Origin of the sequence: Leeuwenhoekiella aestuarii (assembly GCF_004104055.1) — a bacterium.
GTDB lineage: Bacteria > Bacteroidota > Bacteroidia > Flavobacteriales > Flavobacteriaceae > Leeuwenhoekiella > Leeuwenhoekiella aestuarii.
This window is the reverse complement of the sequence record NZ_QOVJ01000001.1, coordinates 1,114,367-1,138,193: the sequence shown is the minus strand read 5'-3', so window position 1 is coordinate 1,138,193 and position 23,827 is coordinate 1,114,367. Positions and strand designations below refer to the sequence as shown.

Annotated in this window: 14 protein-coding genes; 5 read left to right on the top strand and 9 right to left on the bottom strand. The window is 41.6% G+C overall.

The genetic code is table 11. The annotated features are described in order from the left end of the window. Window positions 1–9 precede the first annotated feature (9 nt). From DSM03_RS05060 to DSM03_RS05050, 3 genes are all read right to left on the bottom strand, one after another. Window positions 10–2,367, bottom strand: coding sequence for an ABC transporter permease (locus DSM03_RS05060; protein ID WP_128759904.1), 2,358 nt, complete (start codon window positions 2,365–2,367; stop codon window positions 10–12). A 93-nt stretch (window positions 2,368–2,460) separates the two neighbouring features. After that, on the bottom strand, window positions 2,461–3,165 hold the full coding sequence (locus DSM03_RS05055) for an ABC transporter ATP-binding protein (protein WP_099645749.1): 705 nt from the start codon (window positions 3,163–3,165) through the stop codon (window positions 2,461–2,463). 57 nt (window positions 3,166–3,222) lie between these two features. Beyond that, window positions 3,223–4,476, bottom strand: coding sequence for an efflux RND transporter periplasmic adaptor subunit (locus DSM03_RS05050; protein ID WP_128759903.1), 1,254 nt, complete (start codon window positions 4,474–4,476; stop codon window positions 3,223–3,225). Window positions 4,477–4,681: 205 nt separating this feature from the next. Here DSM03_RS05050 and DSM03_RS05045 point away from each other — a divergent pair, with 205 nt between their 5' ends. Further along, window positions 4,682–6,028 carry a sigma-54-dependent transcriptional regulator gene (locus tag DSM03_RS05045; protein WP_128759902.1) on the top strand — a complete coding sequence of 449 codons (1,347 nt, stop codon included), beginning with the start codon at window positions 4,682–4,684 and terminating at the stop codon, window positions 6,026–6,028. Further along, window positions 6,018–7,361 (top strand): sensor histidine kinase, encoded by a 1,344-nt coding sequence (locus tag DSM03_RS05040; protein ID WP_128759901.1) that lies wholly within the window; start codon window positions 6,018–6,020, stop codon window positions 7,359–7,361. The genes DSM03_RS05045 and DSM03_RS05040 overlap by 11 nt, the downstream gene beginning before the upstream one ends. A 74-nt stretch (window positions 7,362–7,435) precedes the next feature. Here the strand turns inward: DSM03_RS05040 and DSM03_RS05035 are convergent, their stop codons facing one another. The 6 genes from DSM03_RS05035 to DSM03_RS05010 all read right to left on the bottom strand — a co-directional run bounded on the left by DSM03_RS05035 (window position 7,436) and on the right by DSM03_RS05010 (window position 19,286). Further along, window positions 7,436–8,797, bottom strand: coding sequence for a hypothetical protein (locus tag DSM03_RS05035; RefSeq protein WP_128759900.1), 1,362 nt, complete (start codon window positions 8,795–8,797; stop codon window positions 7,436–7,438). Window positions 8,798–8,816: 19 nt separating this feature from the next. Beyond that, window positions 8,817–11,225, bottom strand: coding sequence for a TonB-dependent receptor plug domain-containing protein (locus DSM03_RS05030; protein WP_128763063.1), 2,409 nt, complete (start codon window positions 11,223–11,225; stop codon window positions 8,817–8,819). A gap of 241 nt (window positions 11,226–11,466) precedes the next feature. Further along, on the bottom strand, window positions 11,467–13,227 hold the full coding sequence (locus DSM03_RS05025) for an alkaline phosphatase (protein WP_128763062.1): 1,761 nt from the start codon (window positions 13,225–13,227) through the stop codon (window positions 11,467–11,469). Between the two features lie 4 nt (window positions 13,228–13,231). Beyond that, on the bottom strand, window positions 13,232–14,353 hold the full coding sequence (locus DSM03_RS05020; protein ID WP_128759897.1) for an alkaline phosphatase: 1,122 nt from the start codon (window positions 14,351–14,353) through the stop codon (window positions 13,232–13,234). A gap of 68 nt (window positions 14,354–14,421) precedes the next feature. Next, entirely contained in the window at window positions 14,422–16,230 is a 1,809-nt protein-coding gene (locus DSM03_RS05015; RefSeq protein ID WP_128759896.1) for a RagB/SusD family nutrient uptake outer membrane protein, read from the bottom strand. A gap of 20 nt (window positions 16,231–16,250) precedes the next feature. Next, complete coding sequence (locus tag DSM03_RS05010) at window positions 16,251–19,286, bottom strand: SusC/RagA family TonB-linked outer membrane protein (RefSeq protein WP_128759895.1); 3,036 nt, start codon at window positions 19,284–19,286, stop codon at window positions 16,251–16,253. Window positions 19,287–20,526: 1,240 nt separating this feature from the next. Here DSM03_RS05010 and DSM03_RS05005 point away from each other — a divergent pair. The 3 genes from DSM03_RS05005 to DSM03_RS04995 are packed head-to-tail and all read left to right on the top strand — an operon-like array spanning window position 20,527 to window position 23,736. Then, window positions 20,527–21,588 carry a pyridoxal-phosphate dependent enzyme gene (locus DSM03_RS05005; RefSeq protein WP_128759894.1) on the top strand — a complete coding sequence of 354 codons (1,062 nt, stop codon included), beginning with the start codon at window positions 20,527–20,529 and terminating at the stop codon, window positions 21,586–21,588. 4 nt (window positions 21,589–21,592) lie between these two features. Next, window positions 21,593–22,672 (top strand): N-acetyltransferase DgcN family protein, encoded by a 1,080-nt coding sequence (locus DSM03_RS05000; protein WP_128759893.1) that lies wholly within the window; start codon window positions 21,593–21,595, stop codon window positions 22,670–22,672. An 8-nt stretch (window positions 22,673–22,680) separates the two neighbouring features. Then, the gene (locus DSM03_RS04995) at window positions 22,681–23,736 is read left to right on the top strand and encodes a mandelate racemase/muconate lactonizing enzyme family protein (protein WP_128759892.1); all 1,056 of its coding nucleotides are present in this window, start codon (window positions 22,681–22,683) and stop codon (window positions 23,734–23,736) included. Window positions 23,737–23,827: the final 91 nt, after the last annotated feature.

Below are 23,827 nucleotides of genomic sequence, written 5' to 3'. Positions count from 1 at the left end.
ATTGATGAATTATTCCGTTCTTAAGGACTTTATAGGGTTAGCGATCGCTGCTTTAATGGCCTGAAAGCTTACCGTCAAAAGCGCAATTCCTAGAGCAGCAATACCCGCAACTGCAAATACCCAGACATTGATTGAAATACGATAGGCAAATCCCTGTAACCACGAGTACATTAAGTACCACGCCAGCGGAACGGCAATAAGTAACGCGACCAATACCAGAACTATAAAATCTCTGGATAATAAGCCTACTATACCGGCAACACTAGATCCTAAAACTTTACGCACTCCTATTTCTTTACGACGCTGCTCTGCGGTATAAGCCGAAAGCCCAAAGAGGCCTAAACACGAAATTAAGACTGCAAGCAGGGCAAAAATGCGGGAGAGATTCCCTATCAATTGTTCGCTTTTAAAACGTGCATCAAAAGCATCATCCACAAAACGGAATTCAAAAGGATACCCGGGATTATACTCATTTAATGTTGACTCAACGCTTTTCAAAACCTCGGTTGTAGCGTATTTTGGGTTCGTTTTTAAATACATGTACTGTGCTTCAGGGGGATAATTGTAAAACATAACCGGATCACTGGTACCATACATGTCGCCGTATAAATAGTCATTAGTCACGCCTATCACGGTATACATATCCCCGTATCGGTCTATAGTCTTGCCCAGTGCACTACCGGTGCCCATCAATTGTGCAAAAGATTCGGTAATGATAACGTGCAAACTGTCATGAGCAACTACAGGACTAAAACCACGTCCCTCAATCAATTCGATTCCCGTTGTTTTAAAATACTCATCATTTATGTATCTATAAGAAACAAGTACATCTTCAGTATTGCTCCCTCCCTGCCATCTTAAACCAGAGCCGTTATTCCCAGCAGAAAGTATATTAGAATTTGACAATCCTAAACCAGTAATCATCCCTGTATTTTTCAAACCTTCTGCTATAGCCTTTCGGTTTTTGATCAAATCACCATTTGCTGGTATCTCGATCAGGTTGTCCTTATTAAGTCCTAAATCACGATTTTTTACATGTTGCACCTGCTGGTAAACCAGTAACGTACTAATGATAAACACTATAGAAATCACAAATTGGGTAATGACCAGAGCTTTACGAATAAACCCGGCACCTTTAGCCTGGATTCGGGTTCCTTTAAGCACGTCAATAGGTTTAAAAGAAGAGAGGTAGAACGCAGGGTATAAACCGGCAAATATCCCACAGATTAGGGTTATAGCTGAAAGCGAAAGCAGATGCGATGGTATAGTTAAATCCAAAGCAAGTTGTTTGTCTATTAACGCGTTGAATGCCGGAATAATGAGGATCAAAACTAAAACACTTAATAAAGCTGCGAATATTGCAATCATCAAGGCTTCCGTTATAAACTGAAAAATTAATTGCTGCTTGTTTGAACCTAAGGTTTTACGCACGCCGACCTCATTTGCCCGCTTCTCGCTACGGGCAGTTGCTAAATTCATAAAATTGATGCAGGCAATAACTAAAATAATAAGCGCTATAAAACTGAACAACCGCACATATTCTACGCGACCACCTACCACTTCACCATCTTTAAAATCTGATCGTAAATGCCAGTTTTTTGCTTTATGTAAAATTGCCTGGGTGTCTTTATCGCCGGTTTTGGCTGGTAAGATGTGTTTGACTTTTTCATTAACGCTATTGAAGTCAGCATCCTGTGCTAACTTTACAAAGGTCTCAGTAAAATTGCTGCCATATTCCTGCGTCCAGGGTTTGTCGTATGTAAAATTCTCAAATGGAACCAACCAGTTAAAACTATAGGTCGTATTTACCGGCAGGGTTTCAACCACACCAGTTATTTTAAAATTGTCCTGCTGATTAACCCGGATTACTTTTCCTAAAATATTGGTTGGATTTTCAAAAAGAATTTGCGCTACCTCTTTTGTAATTACAATACTCTCTTTCATCTTGAAAGCATCAGTAGCATTGCCCTCTATAAATTTTAAATTAAACAGATCAAATATATCTTGATCTGCATAAGAACCGGAACTACTTATTGAAGAAGAGTTTACGGTAAACAGGAAATCTCTATTTCGCAATCTTGCAGCTTTAGTAATTTCCGGAATTTCAGTTTTTAAAGCTGCGGCTAAAGGTCCCGGAGTTGCCTGAAAAAAGGTGCGTTTCTGTCCTTCATAGACCTGATTGGTAGGTACGCTGTAAACCAGTTCCTGATCTGCGACAATGGTGTCAAAGCTCATTTCATCTTCTACCCAAAGTAGGATCAAACTGGCACAGGTGATCCCAATGGCCAGTCCAAAGATATTCAGTGCACTGTAACCCTTGTTTTTCCAAAGGTTTCTAAACGCGATTTTGAAATAATTTTTGAGCATAACTGATAAAATAGTGGGAGTGATTAAGTCCCGGTTTTGATTGATTGGTCCCGATAGGCATCGGGTTGATGAATGAATCCCCGTTAGGAAATCTTAAACTTCCAAGGTTTTGCTTTTATACTCTGAGAGTACATTTTCAGTAACCTTTTGACCGTCGAGCATCCGGATGATGCGGTGGCTGTATTTAGCATCGTGCTCACTGTGTGTCACCATAATGATCGTGGTACCGGCCTCGTTGAGTTCGGTAAGCAAATCCATCACCTCGTTCCCGTTGCTGCTGTCCAGGTTACCCGTAGGTTCATCGGCAAGAATTAATTTTGGGTTATTCACCACGGCTCGGGCTACGGCTACACGCTGTTGCTGTCCTCCTGATAATTGCTGCGGAAAGTGTTTACGACGGTGCATGATTTGCATTTTTTCTAGCACTTCATCTACGCGTTTTTTACGCTCTGCAGGTTTCACACCGGTATAAATCAACGGAAGCTCTACGTTTTCAAAAACGGTGAGTTCGTCGATCAGGTTAAAGCTTTGAAAGACAAAACCGATGTTGTGCTTGCGCAGATCGGCACGTTTACGCTCATTAAAACCGGCTACTTCAATACCGTTAAAAATAAAACTGCCGCCGTCCGGGTCATCCAGAAGTCCCAGGATGTTAAGCAAGGTTGATTTACCACAACCTGAAGGGCCCATCACGGCAACAAATTCGCCTTCCTGCACCTGAAAAGACAGTTTATTGAGGGCAATGGTGCGCACCTCTTCGGTGGCATAATACTTTTCTAAGTCTGTTATTTTAATCATCTAAGAAAGAATTAGGTTTATAAATGCTAAGATTAGTGTTATCATCGTTTTTTAGTTTTAATCCTGAAGTACCAATTCCTGTACTTCTTCGTAGTTATCATAACTGCTGGTGATCACCCGGTCGCCAGGTTCCAGTCCGCTTAAGACTTCATAATACTCGGTGTTTTGGCTACCCAATGAAATGTCTGCTTTATAGGCGGCATTTCCGTCTTCACTTACTTTAAAAATCCAGTTACCACCGGTTTCCTGAAAGAATCCGCCTTTTGGAATGAGTAAAGCCTGCTTTTCCTGACTCAGTGCAACACGAATCTGTAGCGTTTGCCCGCGGCGTATGCCTTCCGGAACTTCAGATTCAAATTCCATATCAACCTGAAACCTTCCGTTTGTCACCTGCGTAAAAACTTTTTTAATTACCAGCGTGTAGTTTTTTCCGTCAAAATCAAAGGAGCCTTTTTGACCCGTATAAATTCTGGAAATGTAATGTTCGTCTATATCAACACGCACTTTATACCCGCTCAACACATCGATCTGTCCCAAACGCTCCCCTTTATTTTTAGACTGGCCAATCTCAGCATCAAGTGAAGTGAGTTGCCCGTCAACCGGTGCCCGAACTACCAAATCGGCTACCTTACGACGCATCAATTCTAAAGCATTCTGAGTTCGCGCATAGGAGCTTGAAACCTGATTTTTTTCCTGCTTCACAGCTATAGAATCCTGAGCCAAAATTTGCTCTGCCAGCTGCATACGTTCTTTCTGGTAGTTGTAGTCATTTTTTGATTTAATCAAATCCTGTCTTGCTATCGCGTCTTTATCGTAAAGCTTTTGATTGAGATCATATACCCGTTTAGCCTCGATCAGGCTATTCTCCACATCGGTATATTGATTGAGTTTTACAATGGTATTTTGACGCGCGGCATTTTGCGAAATCTGCATTTGGGTGAGCAGGTTGTACACCTGAGTTTCCTGATTCACAAGGCTTAATTCCAGATCGGTGTTTGACAGGCGTAAAATGGGCTCGCCTTTTTTCATCACCGCGCCATCTTCTACAAACTTTTCTTCTACGCGGCCGCCCTCGAGCGCATCCAGGTAAATGGTGGTAATAGGCATCACCACCCCGTTTACCGGAATGTTTTCCTGAAAAACATCTTGCTTAACCGTTGCAATGCTCAGGCGCTCTTTTTGAACGTTGAGTTTTGAATTGCCTGTAGTCGAAAGGATCACAAAAACAATAAGTGCAGCCAGGGCAATACCGCCTGCGATCATCAGTATTTTTTGAGTGGTAAAGCGTTTCTTTTCTAAAGGGATGTCCATAAAATAGTTGTTTGCACCTGTTTATTAAGCAATACTGTGCCAAAACTATAAATAACTGATTTTCAGAACCATAATTATTTAATTAAATTTAAAAGTGTTCGGTTTTGATACACTTCATGTACGCTGCCGATACACTTTTGGTACAGCTAAAAATTAGCCCGGTTCTACGGGTTACTCAAAAGTCGAAAATCGTAATATTGTACGTATGCAACTCAAAGACGCTCATATCCTGGTTATTGACGATGATGAAGACGTTCTTACTGCCCTGCGGCTTTTACTCAAACCACAGGTCAAACAGGTTGTGGTCGAAAAAAATCCAAATGCCCTGCAGGCAATTCTGAGCAAACAGGATTTTGACCTGGTGATTCTCGATATGAATTACAACGGACTCGTTAACACCGGCAACGAGGGTATTTTTTGGCTCAACAAAATCAAAGGCTGGAAACCGGCCACAGACGTGATGCTCATTACGGCTTATGGCGATATAGACCTTGCTATTCGCTCGCTTAAAGAAGGTGCTTCTGACTTTTTGGTAAAGCCCTGGAAGAACGAAAAACTGCTTGAGTCCATGGCCGAAATCCTGGCCAAAAAGAAAAAACCCGGTAGTCAACGAATCAAACTGGAGTCTGATACTCAAATCATAGGGGATAGCGAACCTATGCAAGAGGTGTTTGTAAAGCTTAAAAAAGTGGCGCCTACCGATGCTAATGTGTTGATTTTAGGCGAAAACGGGACCGGAAAAGATCTAATAGCCCGCTCCGTTCATGAAAATTCACTGCGTAAAAACCAGCCTTTTGTAAAAGTGGATGTAGGAGCCCTTACCGAAAGTCTCTTTGAGAGCGAATTGTTTGGATACAAAAAAGGGGCTTTTACCGATGCACGTGAAGACCGCAAAGGTCGTTTTGAAGCCGCACATGGCGGCACCCTTTTTCTGGATGAAATTGGAAACATCAGCCTGCGGCAACAAGCCAGACTGCTCACGGTTTTACAAAACAGGCAGGTAACTCCGTTGGGGTCAAACGAGCCGGTACACATTGACATCAGGCTCATTTGTGCAACCAATATTAGCCTTACCGATCTGGCTGACGAAAGTAAGTTTCGCAAGGATTTGATCTACCGCATCAACACCGTAGACCTTATGATTCCGCCCCTGCGTGATCGCGGCACGGACCTGAGTCTGTTGGCTCAATATTTTGTAAAAAGCTATGCCGAAAAGTATGGCAAAGCAAACTTCAGTCTTGATTCCGGTTTTATAAAAAAACTAAAAGAACATGCTTTTCCCGGCAACGTTCGCGAACTGCAATACGCTTTGGAACGCGCTGTGATTATGGCTGAAGGTTCTGTCTTAAGTGCCGAAGATTTAGCCTTTTCGCCCATAGAGCAACAACCGGAAACCGAACTCAAACTCAAAACCACCAATCTGGATGCTGTGGAAAAAAACACCATCCTCAACGTGATTGAGAAAAATAAGGGTAACATTTCTAAATCGGCCAAAGAACTGGGTATCACGCGTACCGCGCTTTACCGCAGACTCAACAAGTATGATCTATAAAAGCTACATCGCTGCCTTATTGCTGTGGGTATTGCTTTTACTGGCGGGACTTACGGGACTGGCCTGGGGTATTGTAAATGCCAATATCTATTTTATTTTGGGAGGAGGGGGCTTTACCTTATTTGTACTGTTTAACCTCTACCGGTATCTGACCAGGCGTTTTGTTGCCATGGATGATTTTTTTGAAGCGGTAAAATACCGCGATTTTTCACGCTGGTTTTCTGAAAAACACGGTCCGCAGGACATTCGCCGGTTGCATAAAGGCTTTAACAATGTCAATAAGACGATCAAGAACATCAACAACGAGCGGCAGGCACAGTTCGTGTACTTGCAGAAAATTTTGGAAATGGTAGATGTGGGCATTATCGCTTACAATCTGGATAGCGGCCAGGTGCTATGGGCAAACGAGTCGCTGCTCAATACCCTCGATTTGCCCAACTTTAAAAACATCGGTTTTGTAGAAAAACGCAGACCTCAGCTGTATGACGAACTTTTTGACACCTACCGCAACGAAGCGGTTTCAACAGAAATCACCCTGCGCCACGAGAACTTAAAAGTCCTTATTTCAGAAACGGTTTTTCAGGTGGAAGAAGATGCGTTTAAACTTGTGGTGCTTCAGAATATTGAAAATACGCTCAACCAAACCGAATCGGATGCCTGGAAAAAACTCCTGAGTGTGATGACCCATGAGATTATGAACAGCATTGCACCCATTTCGTCGCTGGCCGAAACTCTACAAAACCACATTCAAAACAACCAGCAAAATGCAGCATTACATCCGCTGGAATTGGACGATCTCAATGCGGGTATCAGCAGCATAAAAAAACGCAGCGAAGGCCTGATGAAATTTGCCAAGACTTACCGAAGCCTCAGTAAAGTCACGCACCTCAACCTCGAGACAGTTAAGGTAGGTGAACTCTTTAAAAGCATCAGCGATTTGATGCAGCCCTCACTCGCAGACAAAAATGTTACGCTGCATTTTAAGACTGAAAATCCTGAAATGCTTTTTGAGATTGACAGTTACCTTATTGAACAGGTTTTGATCAACCTGATCCTAAATGCGATTGACGCAACCCAACAGGTTAAAAATGCCAAAATCGTCGTCACGGCTTCTCAAAACAGCAAAGGCAAAGTGCAAATCAAGGTTAGAGATAATGGTAGCGGTATTCCTGAAGAAATCAGGGAAAGTATTTTTATTCCCTTTTTCAGCACAAAAAAGACCGGGAGTGGCATTGGTCTTAGCCTCAGCAAGCAGATTATGACCCTACATAAAGGTAAAATTCAGCTGCAGAGTGATGCCGAGAATGGGACCGACTTTACACTGCAGTTTTAATAATCAATTTATATCAATCAAAAAACCCTCGATAAATCGAGGGTTTTTTATAGGGGATATTGTTTTTTCAGTTTTTAGAATACTCCAATAAAATGGCTTCCTTCTTTATTTACCAGTTCGGCACCTTTAGTTACATCACCTGTTTCGGTATCTATAACATAGATATTACCATTTTTTCCTACCGGAGCCTGTGTAACATAGATATCATCGCCATCTACAGCAAAACCTTGATACTGGAATAGGTAAAAGTCAGGATCGTAAGGAATCGCATCAATTTTTTCTGCTGTTTTAGCATTTAGATCAACTAAGGCAAAAAATCCTTGAGCGCCTGCTAGTCCTTCTGCAGAACCTGCGTGTCGGTAAGCAACGATTGCTTTTCCGTTTGCTGCCGGTCTCCACGCTAGTATGTAAGCAGCTTCAACTCCTAATGCATCGTCAAGATTGAATTGGTATGAATCATCATACTCATTGTCAGAACCTATTCTCAAAATGTGAGATCCCTGTGGGTCTCCTTGATTGGCTTGATACACTGCACCGTTATATTCAAAAGCGTTAATACTTCGGTAACCGTTTGTATTCCCCATACCTACACCTGATGTGATCACTTTAGGGTTCATCAAAGATGGGTAATCTAACACAATAGATTTTGATGCTAGAATTTCACCATTACGGTCACTCTCTCCCGTCTCAGGGTTTACTTTGCTTAAACGCGCTCCTATGTATAATTTATCACCGGTAGCATTTAAGGTTGGCATATCAATTCTTGAGATATAATACCCTTGCGCTTCTTCTTCAGCAGAAAGCGGCACGCTATGCTCTTGAAATTCTCTAATTAACGAATTTTCGAGATCTAAAGTCACGATTCCCATAGTTGCTTCGGTACGCACATAAAAATCATCAGTTGCATCGTCTGGAGTACCGTTATCACTAATTTCATTTTCGGTAGATACATATACAGCTGCACCGGTTTGATCTCCGTCAAACAACTTGATCCATCTGGGAGCCGAGCCTACATAGGGCGCAATGCTTATCGCAGAACCGGTTTGTACAAAATCCTGTCCGCCTTCAACGTTATATTTAGTGTAATTTCCGCCCGTATCTCCCGCATAGCTGATATTGAATATGGTTGTACCATCTTCTGATGCTTGCAATCTTGCGGTACGGTTAGAAGGCACGATAAATCCGCTTTCAAAAGGTTCAATAGATACCGTAGGATCTTTTGCTTCTTCGCTAGTTACAGCATAGATCAAGGTTCCTCCATTACCGTCTCCAGGATTTTCTCCCATTGCTGCAGCAGCAACAGTAATCCACCTAGAATCTGCTTCTTCTCCGGTTTCGGTTTCTGTTACGGTTTCATCAGTGCTACAGGCTGTTGTAAGCCCTAAAGCAAGTGTGAGTACTGTAAAAGCCTTAAAATTTAGATATACGTGTTTCATTGTTTAGTATGTTATTCAGTTAAAATTTATTGATTGAATAATTAAGTTTTAAATAGAATGCTCGCCCGGGTTTTTGTACTGATAAATTGTCGTAAACGGGCTTATCAAAGATATTTTTGACATCAAAACTCACCACAAAATTGTTGTTAGGAAAGGTGTAGCTCAAGCCTAGATCCTGAACGAGTTGTTCTGGGACTTTAAAGAAATCGTCTCCTACTGTATTAGAGCCTTGCGGTACCAGATAGGAAAATTCATCTGTATAATAGAGCGTGTAAAAGAGATTTAAGCTTGAATTATCTTGAATTAAATTTTTAAAGGAATAACGCAAGCTTCCGTTCAAGGTAAAAAATGGTGTGTTGGGCACATCAATTTCCGTCCCTCTGTTTTCTATCTTTAAATCAAATTTTGAAGCATTAAAATTGAATCTAAAATTGGTATTATAGGTATAATTGAATTGCGTATCAAAACCTTTTGAAGTACCGCTACCTTGATTCACATATAAGATCAGCTCATCATCTACATTAAGGGAAGTCTCGATAGGTAAGCCTATTCTGTCTTTTATATTACGGGTAAAGAAATTGGCTGAAACCGTAAATTGATTTTTCTTCAGATTGAAAGTCCCCAGTCTAAATCCCAGATTGTAGTTTTTACTCTGCTCCGGATTGATGCTAGAGTTGGCAACCACGTTATCCCCGTCATTCCCAAAAATTTCTGTCTCATTAGGTAAACGCACTGCTTTCTCTGCAGAAGCTAACAGGGTGACGTGAGGAACTACCGCGTACGAAAGCGCAAAACCATACCCGTCATATTTTTTAGTACTGCTTACAACCTCATCAACAATCTGGCTGTTTCCGGCTGCATCTGTTTCAACCGCAGGGTCCTTACTAATGCTTTTCTGCTGGTAATACTTCCCAAAAAAGCTCGCTTGTAAACGGTCTTCAAGTGCGTTTAATTCATAGGTAAGTGAGATTATATTTTTGAGTAAATCACGCGTCCCCACAAAGGTGTTTTCTAACACCGAGCGAAGCGCATCGCTGTCTTTCCTGTCTATACTGCTGTAAACATGATTCGCCAAAATCTTATGATTGCCGTTAAAAGCATACGATAGTCCAGTACGCACAGAAGCTACATTTCTGTTTATTTTAGCAAGTGTTGGTCCGCCTTCCTGTTGAGAACCCCAAGTGTAATCAAATTCATTTCCTCTAAAATCGATAGCGCGCTCTCCATTCCAACTATAAGCCGCAGCAACTGTATCATTCAGCTGACGGTTACGCTTCCCGTAATAGCCATTTACATTTAAAGCTAAGCCTTTTGTAAAAAGATCTTCTTTTTTATAGGTCAAGTTGGCTAGACTGGCATCTGACTCAAAAAACCGACCTTTATAAGGCGTAATGGTCATAAATGCCCCATGTTGTACTTCTTTGTAATCATCTGAACCGGTGAAGCCCAAAAAAAACTGATCTGCCCATTTTACATCCGTAAACCCGACCTGAACCATACCACCTGTAGACCTGTAAGCATCATTAAATCTTCTGGCCGTGATAGGCGTTTGCACACCTCCCAAACCTGTTATTACAACGCTTCTTCCTGAAACTTTATAATCATTATCAGAATAGTTATGAAAACCGGAAGCTTTTATAGTGAAGCCCGAATCTTCAAAACGGTATAAACCACTTACACTAGCTTGCAAGGTGTTGAAAGAACCGTAGGAAACCGAAGCATTAAAGTTTGTATTAGTCGCTTGATTGAGTACAATATTTATTGCTCCACCTAAAGCATCATCAGATAAATATCCGGGAACTACACCTTTATACACCTCAATACGCTCTATCATTGAAGGCGGAATACTGTTTAAATTGTAAGAAGATCCAAAAGTAGAAATGGGAATACCATCTATAAAAATACGCACCGCACTACCAGATAAACCGTTTAAAGAATACTGCACATTAGAGCCCAGACCTCCGTTTTGACGAATTTTTACACCTACACTAGTATTTAATAATTCATTTGTTTGAATGTTGCGCTGAGCAGCTTCATCGGTTTTTATTACATTGAGAGCAAAACCCTTTTTTTCCATTTTAGTTTTAGCAGATTCGCCGCGTATTGCTACTTCGCTCAATTCATAATCCTTGTCATTTTTAATTTGAATATCGTGACGCACATCAGCATTGGTAATAACAACCTGATCAAATTCTATATAATTGCCGCTGGTAATTTCAAGATTGAATGTACCTGAAGGCAAATCCTTAAACTCATACTTACCCGACCCATTAACGGTTTTTGTACGGGAGAGACTCCCGCCGCTTAGTTTGATTTGAGTACCTAAAACGACATAGCCATTCGCATCTTGAATAAAACCGCTCAAATCATATTGAGCCGCAACAGCAAATGGAATTATAAAGAAAAGAAGGAGTATTTTTTGTTTCATCTATAGGTTTGTTGCCAGCAAATTTATACTTATTTAGATTAAGTACAAATAAAAATAAAGAACAATAGAACTCCTTCGCAAGCCCTATATATTCAGGTATTAAAACCTTTTACGTGAATTATAAACGAAAAATTATTTTTAATAAAACTAAATAAACACGTATTAAAACGTCAATTCTCTATAAAAAAAAGCCTCTTCCTGTATTTTAGAAGAGGCTTTCATTTTGTAAAAAACAAGTGTATTATGGGTGAAGGGCTTTTAAAATTTTATCAAAAATCTCAGTATTCTCATAAGCACCTCTAAAGTTTTGCGCTTGCGGTCCATAAGCAAAAACCGGCACCATAATTCCCGTATGATTTGTCGTTAAAAATTCGCCATGCAATTTACCCGTTTTCAGATCTCCACTTATAATACCAAACCCCGAAGTTTCGTGGTCTGCTGTTATGACTACCAATGTGTTTTTTGTTTTATCTGCAAACTTTAAAACTTCAGCGATGGTTTGATCAAAATCAAGCATTTCCTGTACGATTCCGCTTGTATTGTTCGCGTGTCCGTTGCTGTCTATCTGAGCTGCTTCAATCATCATAAAAAAGGGTTTTTTAGTGTTCTCTAAAATTTGGAGTGATTGTTTTACACTATTGGGCAAGAGTGCTCCGCGTCCATCAGCAATTGAAGGTACTTTTCCATCACCCACATAAACCGCTGTTTTTTCGTTTATCGTATTGAAGTCGGTTAAGTCCTTTATGAGATACGAATCGGGTAGCAATGCCGCTTTAGACTTTCCACCGGCAATAAAGAAATCAATCTCACTTCCTTTTAAATCAGCAAGAATTCCCTGAGCATCATCACGCTCTTTACGGTGTGCATAAAAGGATGCCGGAGTAGCCCCATCTATTGCATCTGTAGTGACCAAACCAGTAGCGAAGCCTTTAGCTCCCAGAATTTCAGTGATGTTTTGCAGCGGTTGATCATCAGGTCCTACGCCTATCGCCCGATTATGTGTTTTGGTACCGGTAGCCATCGCCGTAGCTCCCGCAGCAGAATCGGTAACCAGATCGTCTGTCGAGGCAGTTTTAGAAAAGCCGATATCTTTCAATTGGGTAACCGTCAATACGCCTCCATTTGCTATTTGACCCGAAGTGATCTGCGCCAAACCAGTACCGTCACCAATCATCAAAATCACATTGACCGGAGTAGTCTCATAATCGAATTGAAATTCCGGCTGATAGACTTCGATTTTCTGCGTATTCACATAAGTGTTTTGATCCAGAGTTTTAAGGTAAGTAACCGCTTCTCCCGGAGTATCAGTATTGATAAAATCTACTCCAAGATCTGCAAAACGCGTCCACGCAATCTTAGTATCCGGACTGCCCCAAAAGCGAAACTTCTTATTCACCGCGTGCGCTTTTGCTATTGCTGCTTTTACCTTTTTGAGTTCAGGAGCGACCATATTCCCAAAACCATTCCATACCGAATAATCTTTATAATTCACACTGATCAACGCTACTTTACTAAGGTCAACCTGATCTAAATCCTCTAAATCCTGATAATCAAACTGAATGAAATCAGGATAATTCTTATAGGTTTCTGCTGCCGGTCTGTTGCCCGAAATCACAAACGTAAGTTGATCTGTATGGGCCAATTCCTGGCTTTGAATTGCTTTTATTACTGCTTCTAAAGTAGTTTCAGCATCAGATTTAATATCGATAAGCACCTGAAGGCTTCTGAGTTTACCTTCTTCACTCAACTTTTTTAGCGGTTGTAAGTACAACTGATCTAGCGTGTTCTCTGTAGAGATCTCATCTTCAGTGTGTGTAACAAAAAGGGTGTCGTTTTTTAAAAATACGTCGGCTTCAATACTGCTCGCCCCACCTATATAAGCCTCCCAAAAAGGAAATTCTTGTGCATAATCGTTATGTGAATGCACATTATATGATGCTTTTTGTTGTGCAAAGCTTTGGATGCTGACACATAACAAAAAGATTAGAACTCTATTTTTCATGCTGTTAATTTTTGGCATTTATGGCTTTTAAAATTTTATGATAAATGGCGCTATTCTGGTAAATTCCTTTAAAATTTTCAGCACCTTTTCCTGCCGCAAAAACAGGGATTAACTCCCCGCTGTGCTGATCTGTGATAAAATAAACCGCAACCTTCTCCGGAACTTCAGTTTTCTCACCGGTTTCTTCGTCTACCTCATAGTATTTTCCAATGCTTGCCCCTCCTGTCTCGTGATCTGCAGTAATGACCAAAAGCGTGTTGGGGTGTGTTTCTACATAGTCTAAAACAGCACCGATGGTTGTATCAAAATCAGCTACTTCTTCAATCATCATTTCTGGGTTCATATCGTGTCCGCCCCAGTCTATATACGATCCTTCAATCATCAGGAAAAAAGGTTTTTCGGCTTTTCCAAAATATTCAAGCGCCTCTAAACTAGCTTCCTTCAAGAAGTCACCACGCCCATCTATTTTTGACGGAAGCCCTTCGTCTTCAACAATAAATGCATTGCGCATCCCGGCTTTTGAACTGCTCAGCTTAAGGGTGTCCAGATTGTAATTATGTTCCAGTAACGTACTAAACAGATTCTTTCCGTCACTCCGGTTGCTCAAGAATTTACGACCACCGCCCGCTAAAAAATCTACATCGGCGGTAACGAGCTGCGCAGCAATTTCTTCATGCATATCCCGGTCTTTAACGTGTGCATAAAAAGAAGCCGGCGTGGCATGGGTGATTGAGGTGAGCGAGATGAGGCCGGTTTGATAGCCTTCCTTTTTTAATTTCTCTAAAATCGTTTCCTGTGGAATCGTGTCTTTTGAGACTCCTATCGCACGCTTATAGGTTTTTTGCCCGGTGGAAAAAGCAGTTGCCCCGGCTGCCGAATCAGTAATTTTATGACTGGTAGAATAAGATTTGTGCAGGCCTATTTCTTCAAAGCGTTCAAAATTGGGTCTACTTTCTCCAAAATAAAACGCACTCGAAATCTGCGGAATACCCATCCCATCTCCAATCATCAGGATCACATTCAGGGATTCTTCGGTTTGAGTTTCCTGAGCATTAAGTTCTAATAAACAAGCATTTACAAGCAGCGCGCCAAGCACAACAAGACTTTTCTTCGTTACATTCATCATTCGGTAATTTTAAAAATTTGAAACGGCAGAACTTGCGTTCCGCCGTTTCAAAAATAATGTACTACATATTAATATCCAGCATTTTGCTCCAGATAACCGGGAGTATTAGAAGCCCCGTCAATCGCTTCCTGAGGAATCGGGAATAATCGATGGTTTGGATCACTATCGGTTTTTGAAGTCCATGAATCTTCGTATGTACCGAAACGAATCTGGTCGCTACGACGTGACATTTCCCAGTAGAATTCAAAACCGCGCTCACGCAATAAGGTTTCTAAGGTAATGCTGGTTAAAGCAGGAGGGGTTTGATCTGGTCTTGCATTACGGGAAGCTCTAAGGGTATTAACATCTGTTAGTGCTCCGGCGTTATCGCCCATTCTAAGTTTTGCTTCAGCGCGCATTAAATACACGTCAGCCAGACGCAATAGAATAAGATCTACACTGCTGTAATTGTTACCATCATCTGAGGTTTTACTGAATTGCCACTTCGCAAAACGGTAACCGCTTGCATAACCTGCGCTTCCATCCAGACTAATAGCTAGTGTATGGTCTACATAATAGGTAATGTCTTCAGGATCTGAACCATTTTCACGTGCTTCAGCAAGCGGATAAATTCTATAGCCGCTGTTGCCATTAGCATCGGTACCGGTCATAAAATTTCCTGATCGGTAGTTTTCTTTTCTAGGTGCCCACATCGTACCGCGAATGATTCCACGATCGATTTCAAAATCAGAACCTGCGACAAAGTAATGGTCTTTATCTGTTTTGAACCCTAACGTATCCCGTTTATATGGCGTTAATCCTGAAATATCTTCCAAGTCATCAGGGACTTGTGCATTTTTCTTATAGAAACGGGCATCGGCATCGGCAGGATCTACACTTCCATAAGCATCAACCCAATACTGATAGAAATCAGGTGTTGCGGCAGGACCGTCTGTACCATCCATACTTAGATAAAAATCTCCCGGTCTTGGAAATAAAGAACCCGACATCGACCAGTAGGCCCAACGATTGTGATCATTATTCAATACTCCTCGTAAATCTAAAGCAAAAATCAACTCTGCATTGTCGTGATTCTCATCATTGAACAGGTCAAAATATTCTGAAGAAAGTGCATAACTTCCGTCATTGATGATTCGGTTAGTATAATTTATCACTTGAGTCATATCTTCATCTGTGAACACGGGAGTACCGTAAGGATCTCTATACACGCCTGCATTGAGATACAACTTAGCCAAAAATCCATAAACTGCATGGGGTGTTATACGCCCCGAACCGTTACCAGGGCTGATAGCATCTACCACCGCCAGAAACTCTTCTTCGATATAGCTTACCGCTTCTGCACCTCGTAATACTTCTGAAGTTTCTGAAGTAGCTTCCTTTTTAAAAGTAAGTCCCCAGCTGTCTAAAAACAGCATATTTTCATAAGCGCGTAAGGCCCGCATTTCTGCCAATCCCTGAATGGCTTCGGCATCGCCTGCTTCGGCAAGCGGTGTTAATACATCTATTGCCGCTACGGTTCTAAACAATGCGGTAGTGAGATAACTCCATGATTCGGTAACCAAACTGTTGCTTGAAGACATCAGGTGTCTGTGTGCGGTGGTATAGGTATCATTATCTGCCCATTGCGTTCCACCCAGCCCGGTACGCGGGGGTAAGATCGCTTCGTCTGAAGGAATTTCCTGCAGCCCAAAATAGCGGGTATGTCTAAACGTTTGCGGTAAAATACCGTAAGCCGCAGAGATCGATCCGGAGACAGGCTCTGCTAAACCGTCAGTTCCGGTTAGCGATTCGTCTAATATTTCTTCTTCGAGGTCTGTACAATTCCAGAACAGTAAGGCACTAAGCCCTACAACCAGCGTGAGAATTCTATAATTCATTTTAAGCAGTTTTTAATTTTTTAGAAGGATACATTTAACCCGAACACAACGGTACGTGCTTTTGGGTACGTGAAGTAGTCAATACCATACGATTTTGAATCGCTGGAGCTACCCGTGTTTAATTCTGGATCAAAACCGGTGTAATCGGTGATGGTAAACAGGTTTTGTCCGGTTACTGATAAACGCACATTCGTCAACCATTGTTCCAACCCGATTACCTTAGGGTCTAAGCTGTAAGCTAAAGTGGCATTATTCAAGCGCAAGAAAGCACCGTTCTCCAGATAACGCGTAGAAACCGTATTGGAGTTACTGGGATCTTCATTAGCATACTCAATAGCCTGATCTGTAGTGTTCAGCGAATTGGCAATCTGTGTTTTATTGAACAAACTCATACGGGTGTGGTTGTAAATTTTATTGCCGCTAACCCCGTTAAAGTTCAATCCCAGATCAAAGTTCTTATACTTGAATTTAAGGTAGAATGCATACAGAATATCGGGCACCGCACTTCCTGCTGAAATACGATCACTATCATCTATTTGACCGTCGCCGTTAACATCGGTAAACTGGCTGAGACCATCAGCTCCAATCCCATTGAATTCTCTAAGGAAGAAATTACCTATAGGTTGATCATTCATATACCCGTTGATGGTCGCTCCGGTTTGTCCTGCACCGCTGGCAGTACCGGTAGTTACAATGGTAAAAGGAGAATCTGTTATCTCATTTTTAATGTATGAGATGTTACCTCCTATATTATAAGAAAAATCCCGACTGCGATCGCTCTGGTAATCTAAAGCCAACTCGATACCGCTGTTCTTGATCTTCATCCCCGGTATGTTTTGCCACTTATAGCCTACCTCATCAATAGGATCTTGCGTTGAGAAATACAGCAATACATCATTGGTTTCCTTCAAAAAGTAATCTACCGATCCGCTTAGTTTATAATCCAAAAAACCAAAATCTAAACCGATATTGGTTTGTGTCGTTTCTTCCCATTGCAAATCAGGATTTGCCGTACGGGCGAAAACCAAACCGTAATCATAACCTTCCCGGGTAGTGATAGCATCATTTAAGGGATAAATATCATCATCTGCAAAACTTTCGCCATAGCTTAAACGTGTTTGTTTAGAAGGGATTTCCTGATTTCCTGATTTCCCCCAGCTCGCTCTCAACTTTAAATTGTTGATCCCTGAATCTGCCATAAAATCTTCTTTGAAAATATTCCATCCTAAAGCCAAAGAAGGGAAAGTAGCATAGCGGTTGTTTTCACCAAATTTGGTCGAACCGTCAGAACGTAAGGTAGCCGTCACCAAATATTTGTCTTTGTAATCGTAGTTTACACGACCAAAGAACGACTGCAATTCATTGCTGGTTGCGCTAGAAGACTGACTGTAATTATCACCCCGCGCTTGCCCCAATTGGTAACGCGGTTCGATTCCGTTATCGGGGAAATTTTCAAAATAAAAATTCTTGGCATGGATAAAGAATTTCTGGTAGGAATGTCCTGCCAGAACCGTAAGTCCGTGATCGCCAAAATCGGTAACATACGTCAGGGTGTTTTCAACGAGTGTATTTCTATTTGTGGTATACGCTGAACTCACCGAACCTTCAGCATAATCAGGATCTGCTGAATACGGCATATATTGAATATCCCGGTCTGTTGTAGAATAATCCACCCCCAGATTCAGCTTATAGGTTAACCCATCTATAACCTCTAAAGAAGGTGAGATTTTAGCGATCATTCGGTTGTTGTTTGAAAAATCTCCATAAATATCCTCAAGGATCAATGGATTCAATCCTGTACCAAAAACCGTAGGTTCCCCATTTGTATAGGCCGGAGTAGTAGGATTTAAACTCAGCATATTACTCACTATAGAACTGGTATTGGGTCGGGTATTCTCGGTACGGGTAGCAGTTAGGTTCAGATCAACCTTGAGACGATCATCCCATCCCTTTTGAGTGACGTTAGCACGTGCAGAATAGCGTTTGAGATCACTATTATTGATGATTCCTTCTTGATCATCAACGCCTATCGAAGCAAAATATGATGTACTTGCTGTACCACCACTCATCGAGAAGTTGATGTTATTGGTAATTGCCGTACGAGTAAGCTCGTCCTGCCAGTCGGTATTAGCACCGTTATCGCTTAAGCTCCCGCCTATTTGAGGAATGACCGTTCTAAACTCTTCTGCAGAAAACACATCGATCTTATTGGCGATACTAGAAATTGCAGTTGAAGCCGAAAAGTTCATTTGGGTTCTTCCTGCTTTTCCTTTTTTAGTTGTGATGACCACCACCCCGTTTGCTGCACGCGAACCGTAGATCGCAGCTGCCGAAGCATCTTTCAATACGTTGATGGACTCAATATCCTGGGTATTGATGAAGTTTAGCGGGTTTGTTGCCAAACCGTTTCCGGAGTTATCTAAAACAAAGCCATCAACCACATAAAGGGGAGAGGTTCCTGAACGCAAGGTTCCTACACCACGAATGATGATATCCTGACCGGCTCCCGGTTCACCACTGGTATTGGTAACATTAAGACCAGAGACTTTACCTTGTAACAAGTTACCCGGGTTATTGACTACCCCTTTATTGAACTCATCGGCAACCACAGAGCTTACAGCTCCGGTTAAATCAGATTTTTTTTGAGTCCCATAGCCTACCACCAGAACTTCATCAAGTTCTGAAGTGTTTGCCGAAAGGTTAATAGTATAATTGGTCTGTTGAGAAACGGTAATTGTAGTGGTTTCAAAGCCTACATAAGAGACTTCAAGTACATCACCAGGATTGGCAACAATACTAAAATTACCATCAAAATCTGTAATGGTTCCGTTTGAAGTTCCTTTGACCTTAACCGATGCTCCTGGTAATAAAACCCCATCGTTATCGGTTACTGTTCCGGTTATGGTTTGTTGAACAGCTAGCTCTTCAATATTTAAAACTGCTGACGTTTTAAATTCTACAAGCGGTGTTTTCGCCTGGGTTTGGGTAGAAAAAAATACAATTGAGGCGAGGGCAACTATATTCTTACATGTAATAGTATTATTTTTAAAATTCATGTTTAAGTAATTGATTGGACACAATGCTTAATAATGGATGGCGCAGTTGTTGGTAGCAACTGCGTTTTTTTGTGGATTTGTGCTACATATTTTAGTGGTTTTATGCATTTCTTTTCGCAGTGCTAAATAATTGAATTTCTCAATAAAAGGTTTTACTTAAAGGTTACGCGTGGGTTAAATAAGCGGGTTCAGGATTGTTTTAGACGCTAAATCTCTTTATACTGCTTCAACTTGCTTTTGCAGCAGTATAGCATCTGTATTATAACGTTTTGCAATTCAAGTAAAATCAATCTGCTGCATATTAGGCAAGGTTTTTTTTTATGATCTTAGTTAACACAGATTAGCTATCCTTAATAATTAATTAAAGTAACTGTAAAGAATTTGTTCGGGTATAGGGACGACTTAGACCCTTTTAAGTTTACGTATACCTCTGGAAAAGCTCCCCTATTTTTAGAGTCAAAAAGTATTTACCGAATACCTCTGCTTTTGAAAAAAGTTTCCCGTTATTCAGATACTATCCTAAGACTTTCCGGTGTCTTTAATCAGCTTAATTCATCTGATTCGCCCAAAATATTGCCTACTGAGGTGGACCATGACTGAAGGATTTATTTTTGAACTTCCTGTATGTAGTTCAAAATAGCTTTTCCAACTTAGCATTTTATTTACTTAGAAGTTATGAAAATCGATAAGCGTATTTTCTAAATTGCCGGTCCACTGCTGTTTGCCATCTTACAGCTCATAGAGGTTCCTGAAGTTATACCAGAACCTGCATATAATGTTTTTGAATGCTATATCACGGGTTGCCCTCGAGTGGGTCACTGAGGCGGTACCCATTGGGTAACCCATTAGTACCTCTTGTACTTTTTCCGTTACCGGGAGCGCTTGATCTTTCAACCACTATAGTCTCATAAGGTCCTAAATACATCTTTATATATAGGGGTGATTTTATTCTTGCCATCGCCATAGAAAAATGAAATTTACACAAGTGCTGCTTCACTAACCATTGCACTCATAGAAAAAGTAGTTATCGTAAAATCAATTCTTAATCTTACTTGCTGCGTAATTTCACACTTCTGGCAATTTATCTTAGACACGGAAACCACTCTGTAAATAATGTATTTACCTCCTAAAAGCTAACAAAACCTTAGCAAAATACTTTCGAGCTCAACTGCAAAATTATATTACATTAGTTCTTATATTATAGAACTAACTAGTCGTTACCTTAAATTTAAAATAACCTGTGCTACTACGTGATGGTGTAAAATCTGCAGCTTTAAAAGTATCTTCAGAAACGCAAAAACTCAGTGATTTTGTCAAAGATAAGAGCAAATCGTTGGTGGACCGCCTGGAAAGTTTTGAAGACATTATAAATCTTGAAGTGGGTGATACCGGACTCAATCGTGCAAAATCATTAGAGCGTGAGTTTGATATCAGACAATTGTACATCAAATATGAAGGTGACAATCCCACGGGTACACAAAAAGACCGCATTGCATTTGCTCAGGTTTACGATGCGCTGCGGCGGGAATACGAAATGGTCTCCCTGGCTACCTGTGGTAATTATGGAGTAGCAGTGGCCCTGGCCGCTAACCTGGCAGGAATACAGTGCCAGATCTACATACCGGAAACGTATCATACTGAGCGCATTACCGAAATGCAAAAGCTCAATGCCCATATCGTACGACTTCCGGGCAGCTATGAAGACGTCGTAAAAGCCAGCAGCCTGCTGGCACAGCAAAACGACTGGTACGACGCCAATCCCGGCGGATCCAATACGCCGTTACAAATTACAGCTTATGCGCAGATTGCAAATGAGATTGTAGAAGAATTGGGCGATGCACCCAAATATTGCGCGGCACCGGTTTCTAATGGAACTCTTTTCGCCGGTATTTACCGTGGTTTTGTGAGTCTTTATAAACGAGGGAAAACCTCACGAATCCCTAAAATGATCGCAGCTTCTTCCACGCATAAAAATCCGATCATTCAGTCTTTTAAACTGGGTCTTGAGGCATGCAAAGACCTCAAACCCGAGGCGATTAAAGAAACCAAATACAACGAACCGCTTATCAACTGGCACAGCTTTGACGGTGAAGAAGCCCTCTATGCCTTACGAGAATCTGGTGGGGAAGCTTTCAATATAAGCGATGCAAAACTGAAAAAAATGACCTCACTTTTGCTTCAAAAAGAAAGTATGCGCGTATTGCCGGCATCTACTGCCGGGCTTATTGGCTTACTCGAACTGGACGAAAAACTAAATTTAGAACCAGACCGCTTTGTAGCGGTACTAACTGCAAAATATTGATCTTATGAAACAAACTATAGATGGCAAAGCCCTGGTATATTGTGACGGCGCCTTCAACACCCCTAACGGAAAAACAGCACACGGTCTCGTACGGTTTACCGAACGCTACGATGTAGTAGGCGTGATCGATCACAGATACGCAGGTAAAGATGCCGGTGAAGTTTTAGACCAAAAACCAAACGGCATTCCTGTTTTTGAAAACTTTGATGCAGCGATCAGTGCCCTGGAATCTCAAAACAACTTACCCAAATCTCTGGTGATAGGCCTTGCGCCTGACGGCGGAAGACTTCCAGCCATCGCTAAAGAAACTATCCAAAAAGCATTGAAGCGAGGCTGGTATGTAGACAGCGGACTTCATGATTTTCTAACCCATGATAAAAACCTGGTCGAACTTGCAGCTGAGAACGGTTCGCAAATCCGCGATATACGCAAAACACCCGATCGCGATAAACTGCATTTTTTTACAGGGGACATCGAGCAGGTTGACTGCTTAAAATTGGCGGTATTAGGTACCGATTCGGCTATAGGGAAACGCACCACCGCGTGGATCATTGTGCACGGTTTTCGTCATGCGGGATTAAAGGCTGAGATGATAGGTACCGGACAGACTGCATGGATGCAGGGAGCCAAATACAGTATGGTGATGGACAGTTGCATCAACGATTTTGTTTCGGGTGAGATCGAGCATGCTGTCGTGAGTGCTTATAAAAACGAAAAGCCAGACGTGATCGTGATTGAAGGTCAGGGTAGCTTGATGAATCCTGCTTATCCCGGCGGTTTTGAAATTCTGGCTGCAGGAAGACCCGATTACGTAGTGCTTCAGCACGCTCCAAAACGGGTGGAATATGATGGGTTCCCGGGGTATCGTCTGCATTCTTTGAAAGAACAAATCAATGCCATTGAGGTGATCTCAGGGAGAAAAGTAATTGCCGTTACCGTAAATCACGAGGGGATGACACCTGACGAAATCATTCCCGCCTGTGAAGCGATTACACAAGAAACCGGTTTGCCGGCTTTTGATGTTTTGGCCCACGGATCAGAAAAATTGATCCGTGTATTGCAACAACACCTTAAAAAACACTAAGCGACTTGATGAAGATAAAACAAGTCACTTTTGAACAACTGGACCTTAAGCTTTCGGAGCCGTATACCATCGCGTATGAGACAATAGCGCATACCACGAATTTTATACTCAAAATAGTCACCAGTAGTGGACTTACCGGCTTTGGCTGTGCTGCTCCTGATGTAGTAGTAACCCTTGAAAGTCCGGCGCAGGCTAAAGAAAGTATTGAAAATATCCTTATCCCTTTTTTGCTGGGTAAAAATGCGATGATGTCTGTTCAAATTCTGGAAGAGCTAAAAACCTTGCTTCCTACTTCGTCTTCGGTATTAGCAATGACCGATATGGCACTTCTGGATCTCAAGTCCCGAAAAATGGACGTGCCGCTCTATCAGTTTTTAGGCGGTTACCGGCACAGCATTCCCACAAGCATGACCATTGGTATTCTCACCGTAGAAGACACACTCAAAGCAGCTGCAACATATCACAAACAAGGATTTTTTATATTGAAAGTCAAAGGGGGGCTGTCTGTTGATGAGGATGTTGAGAAAATGATCCGCATACGCGAATTGTATCCCGACATGGTTTTGCGCTTTGATGGCAATCAGGGCTATTCGGTGGCCGAAGCGCTTCTCTTTTTAAAACAGGTTGAAACTGCAAAAATCGAAATATTTGAACAACCCACCGCAGTGGGAAAAGATCACAATATGGGGCAAATCACACACCGTACCGCGACGCCAGTGATGGCAGACGAAAGCCTGAAAAATCTGGAAGATGCCTTTCGCCTTGCGCAAAACAGCAGGATCAATATGGTAAACATCAAACTCATGAAAGTGGGCGGCATCCGCGAAGCCATGCACATCAATTCAGTAGCCAAATCAGCTGGATTTGAAGCCATGGTGGGCTGTATCGATGAGTGTGCCCTGGGTATCTCAGCAGGTTTGCATTTTGCACTTTCACGAGCAAATATCAAATATGCTGATCTCGATGGACATCTGGATATTTTAGATGATCCTTTTTCCGGAATTTTCTCGCTTAAAAAAGGTGTATTATATCCGAGTGAAGCTCCCGGCCTCGGGGTACTTTGATTAACTCAAACAGGTTTCCTTTCCAATAAAATACATACCGTTGATCTGAAATATTTCAGCTGCTTTATAAAATAGGTTTTTTAGTTATAAA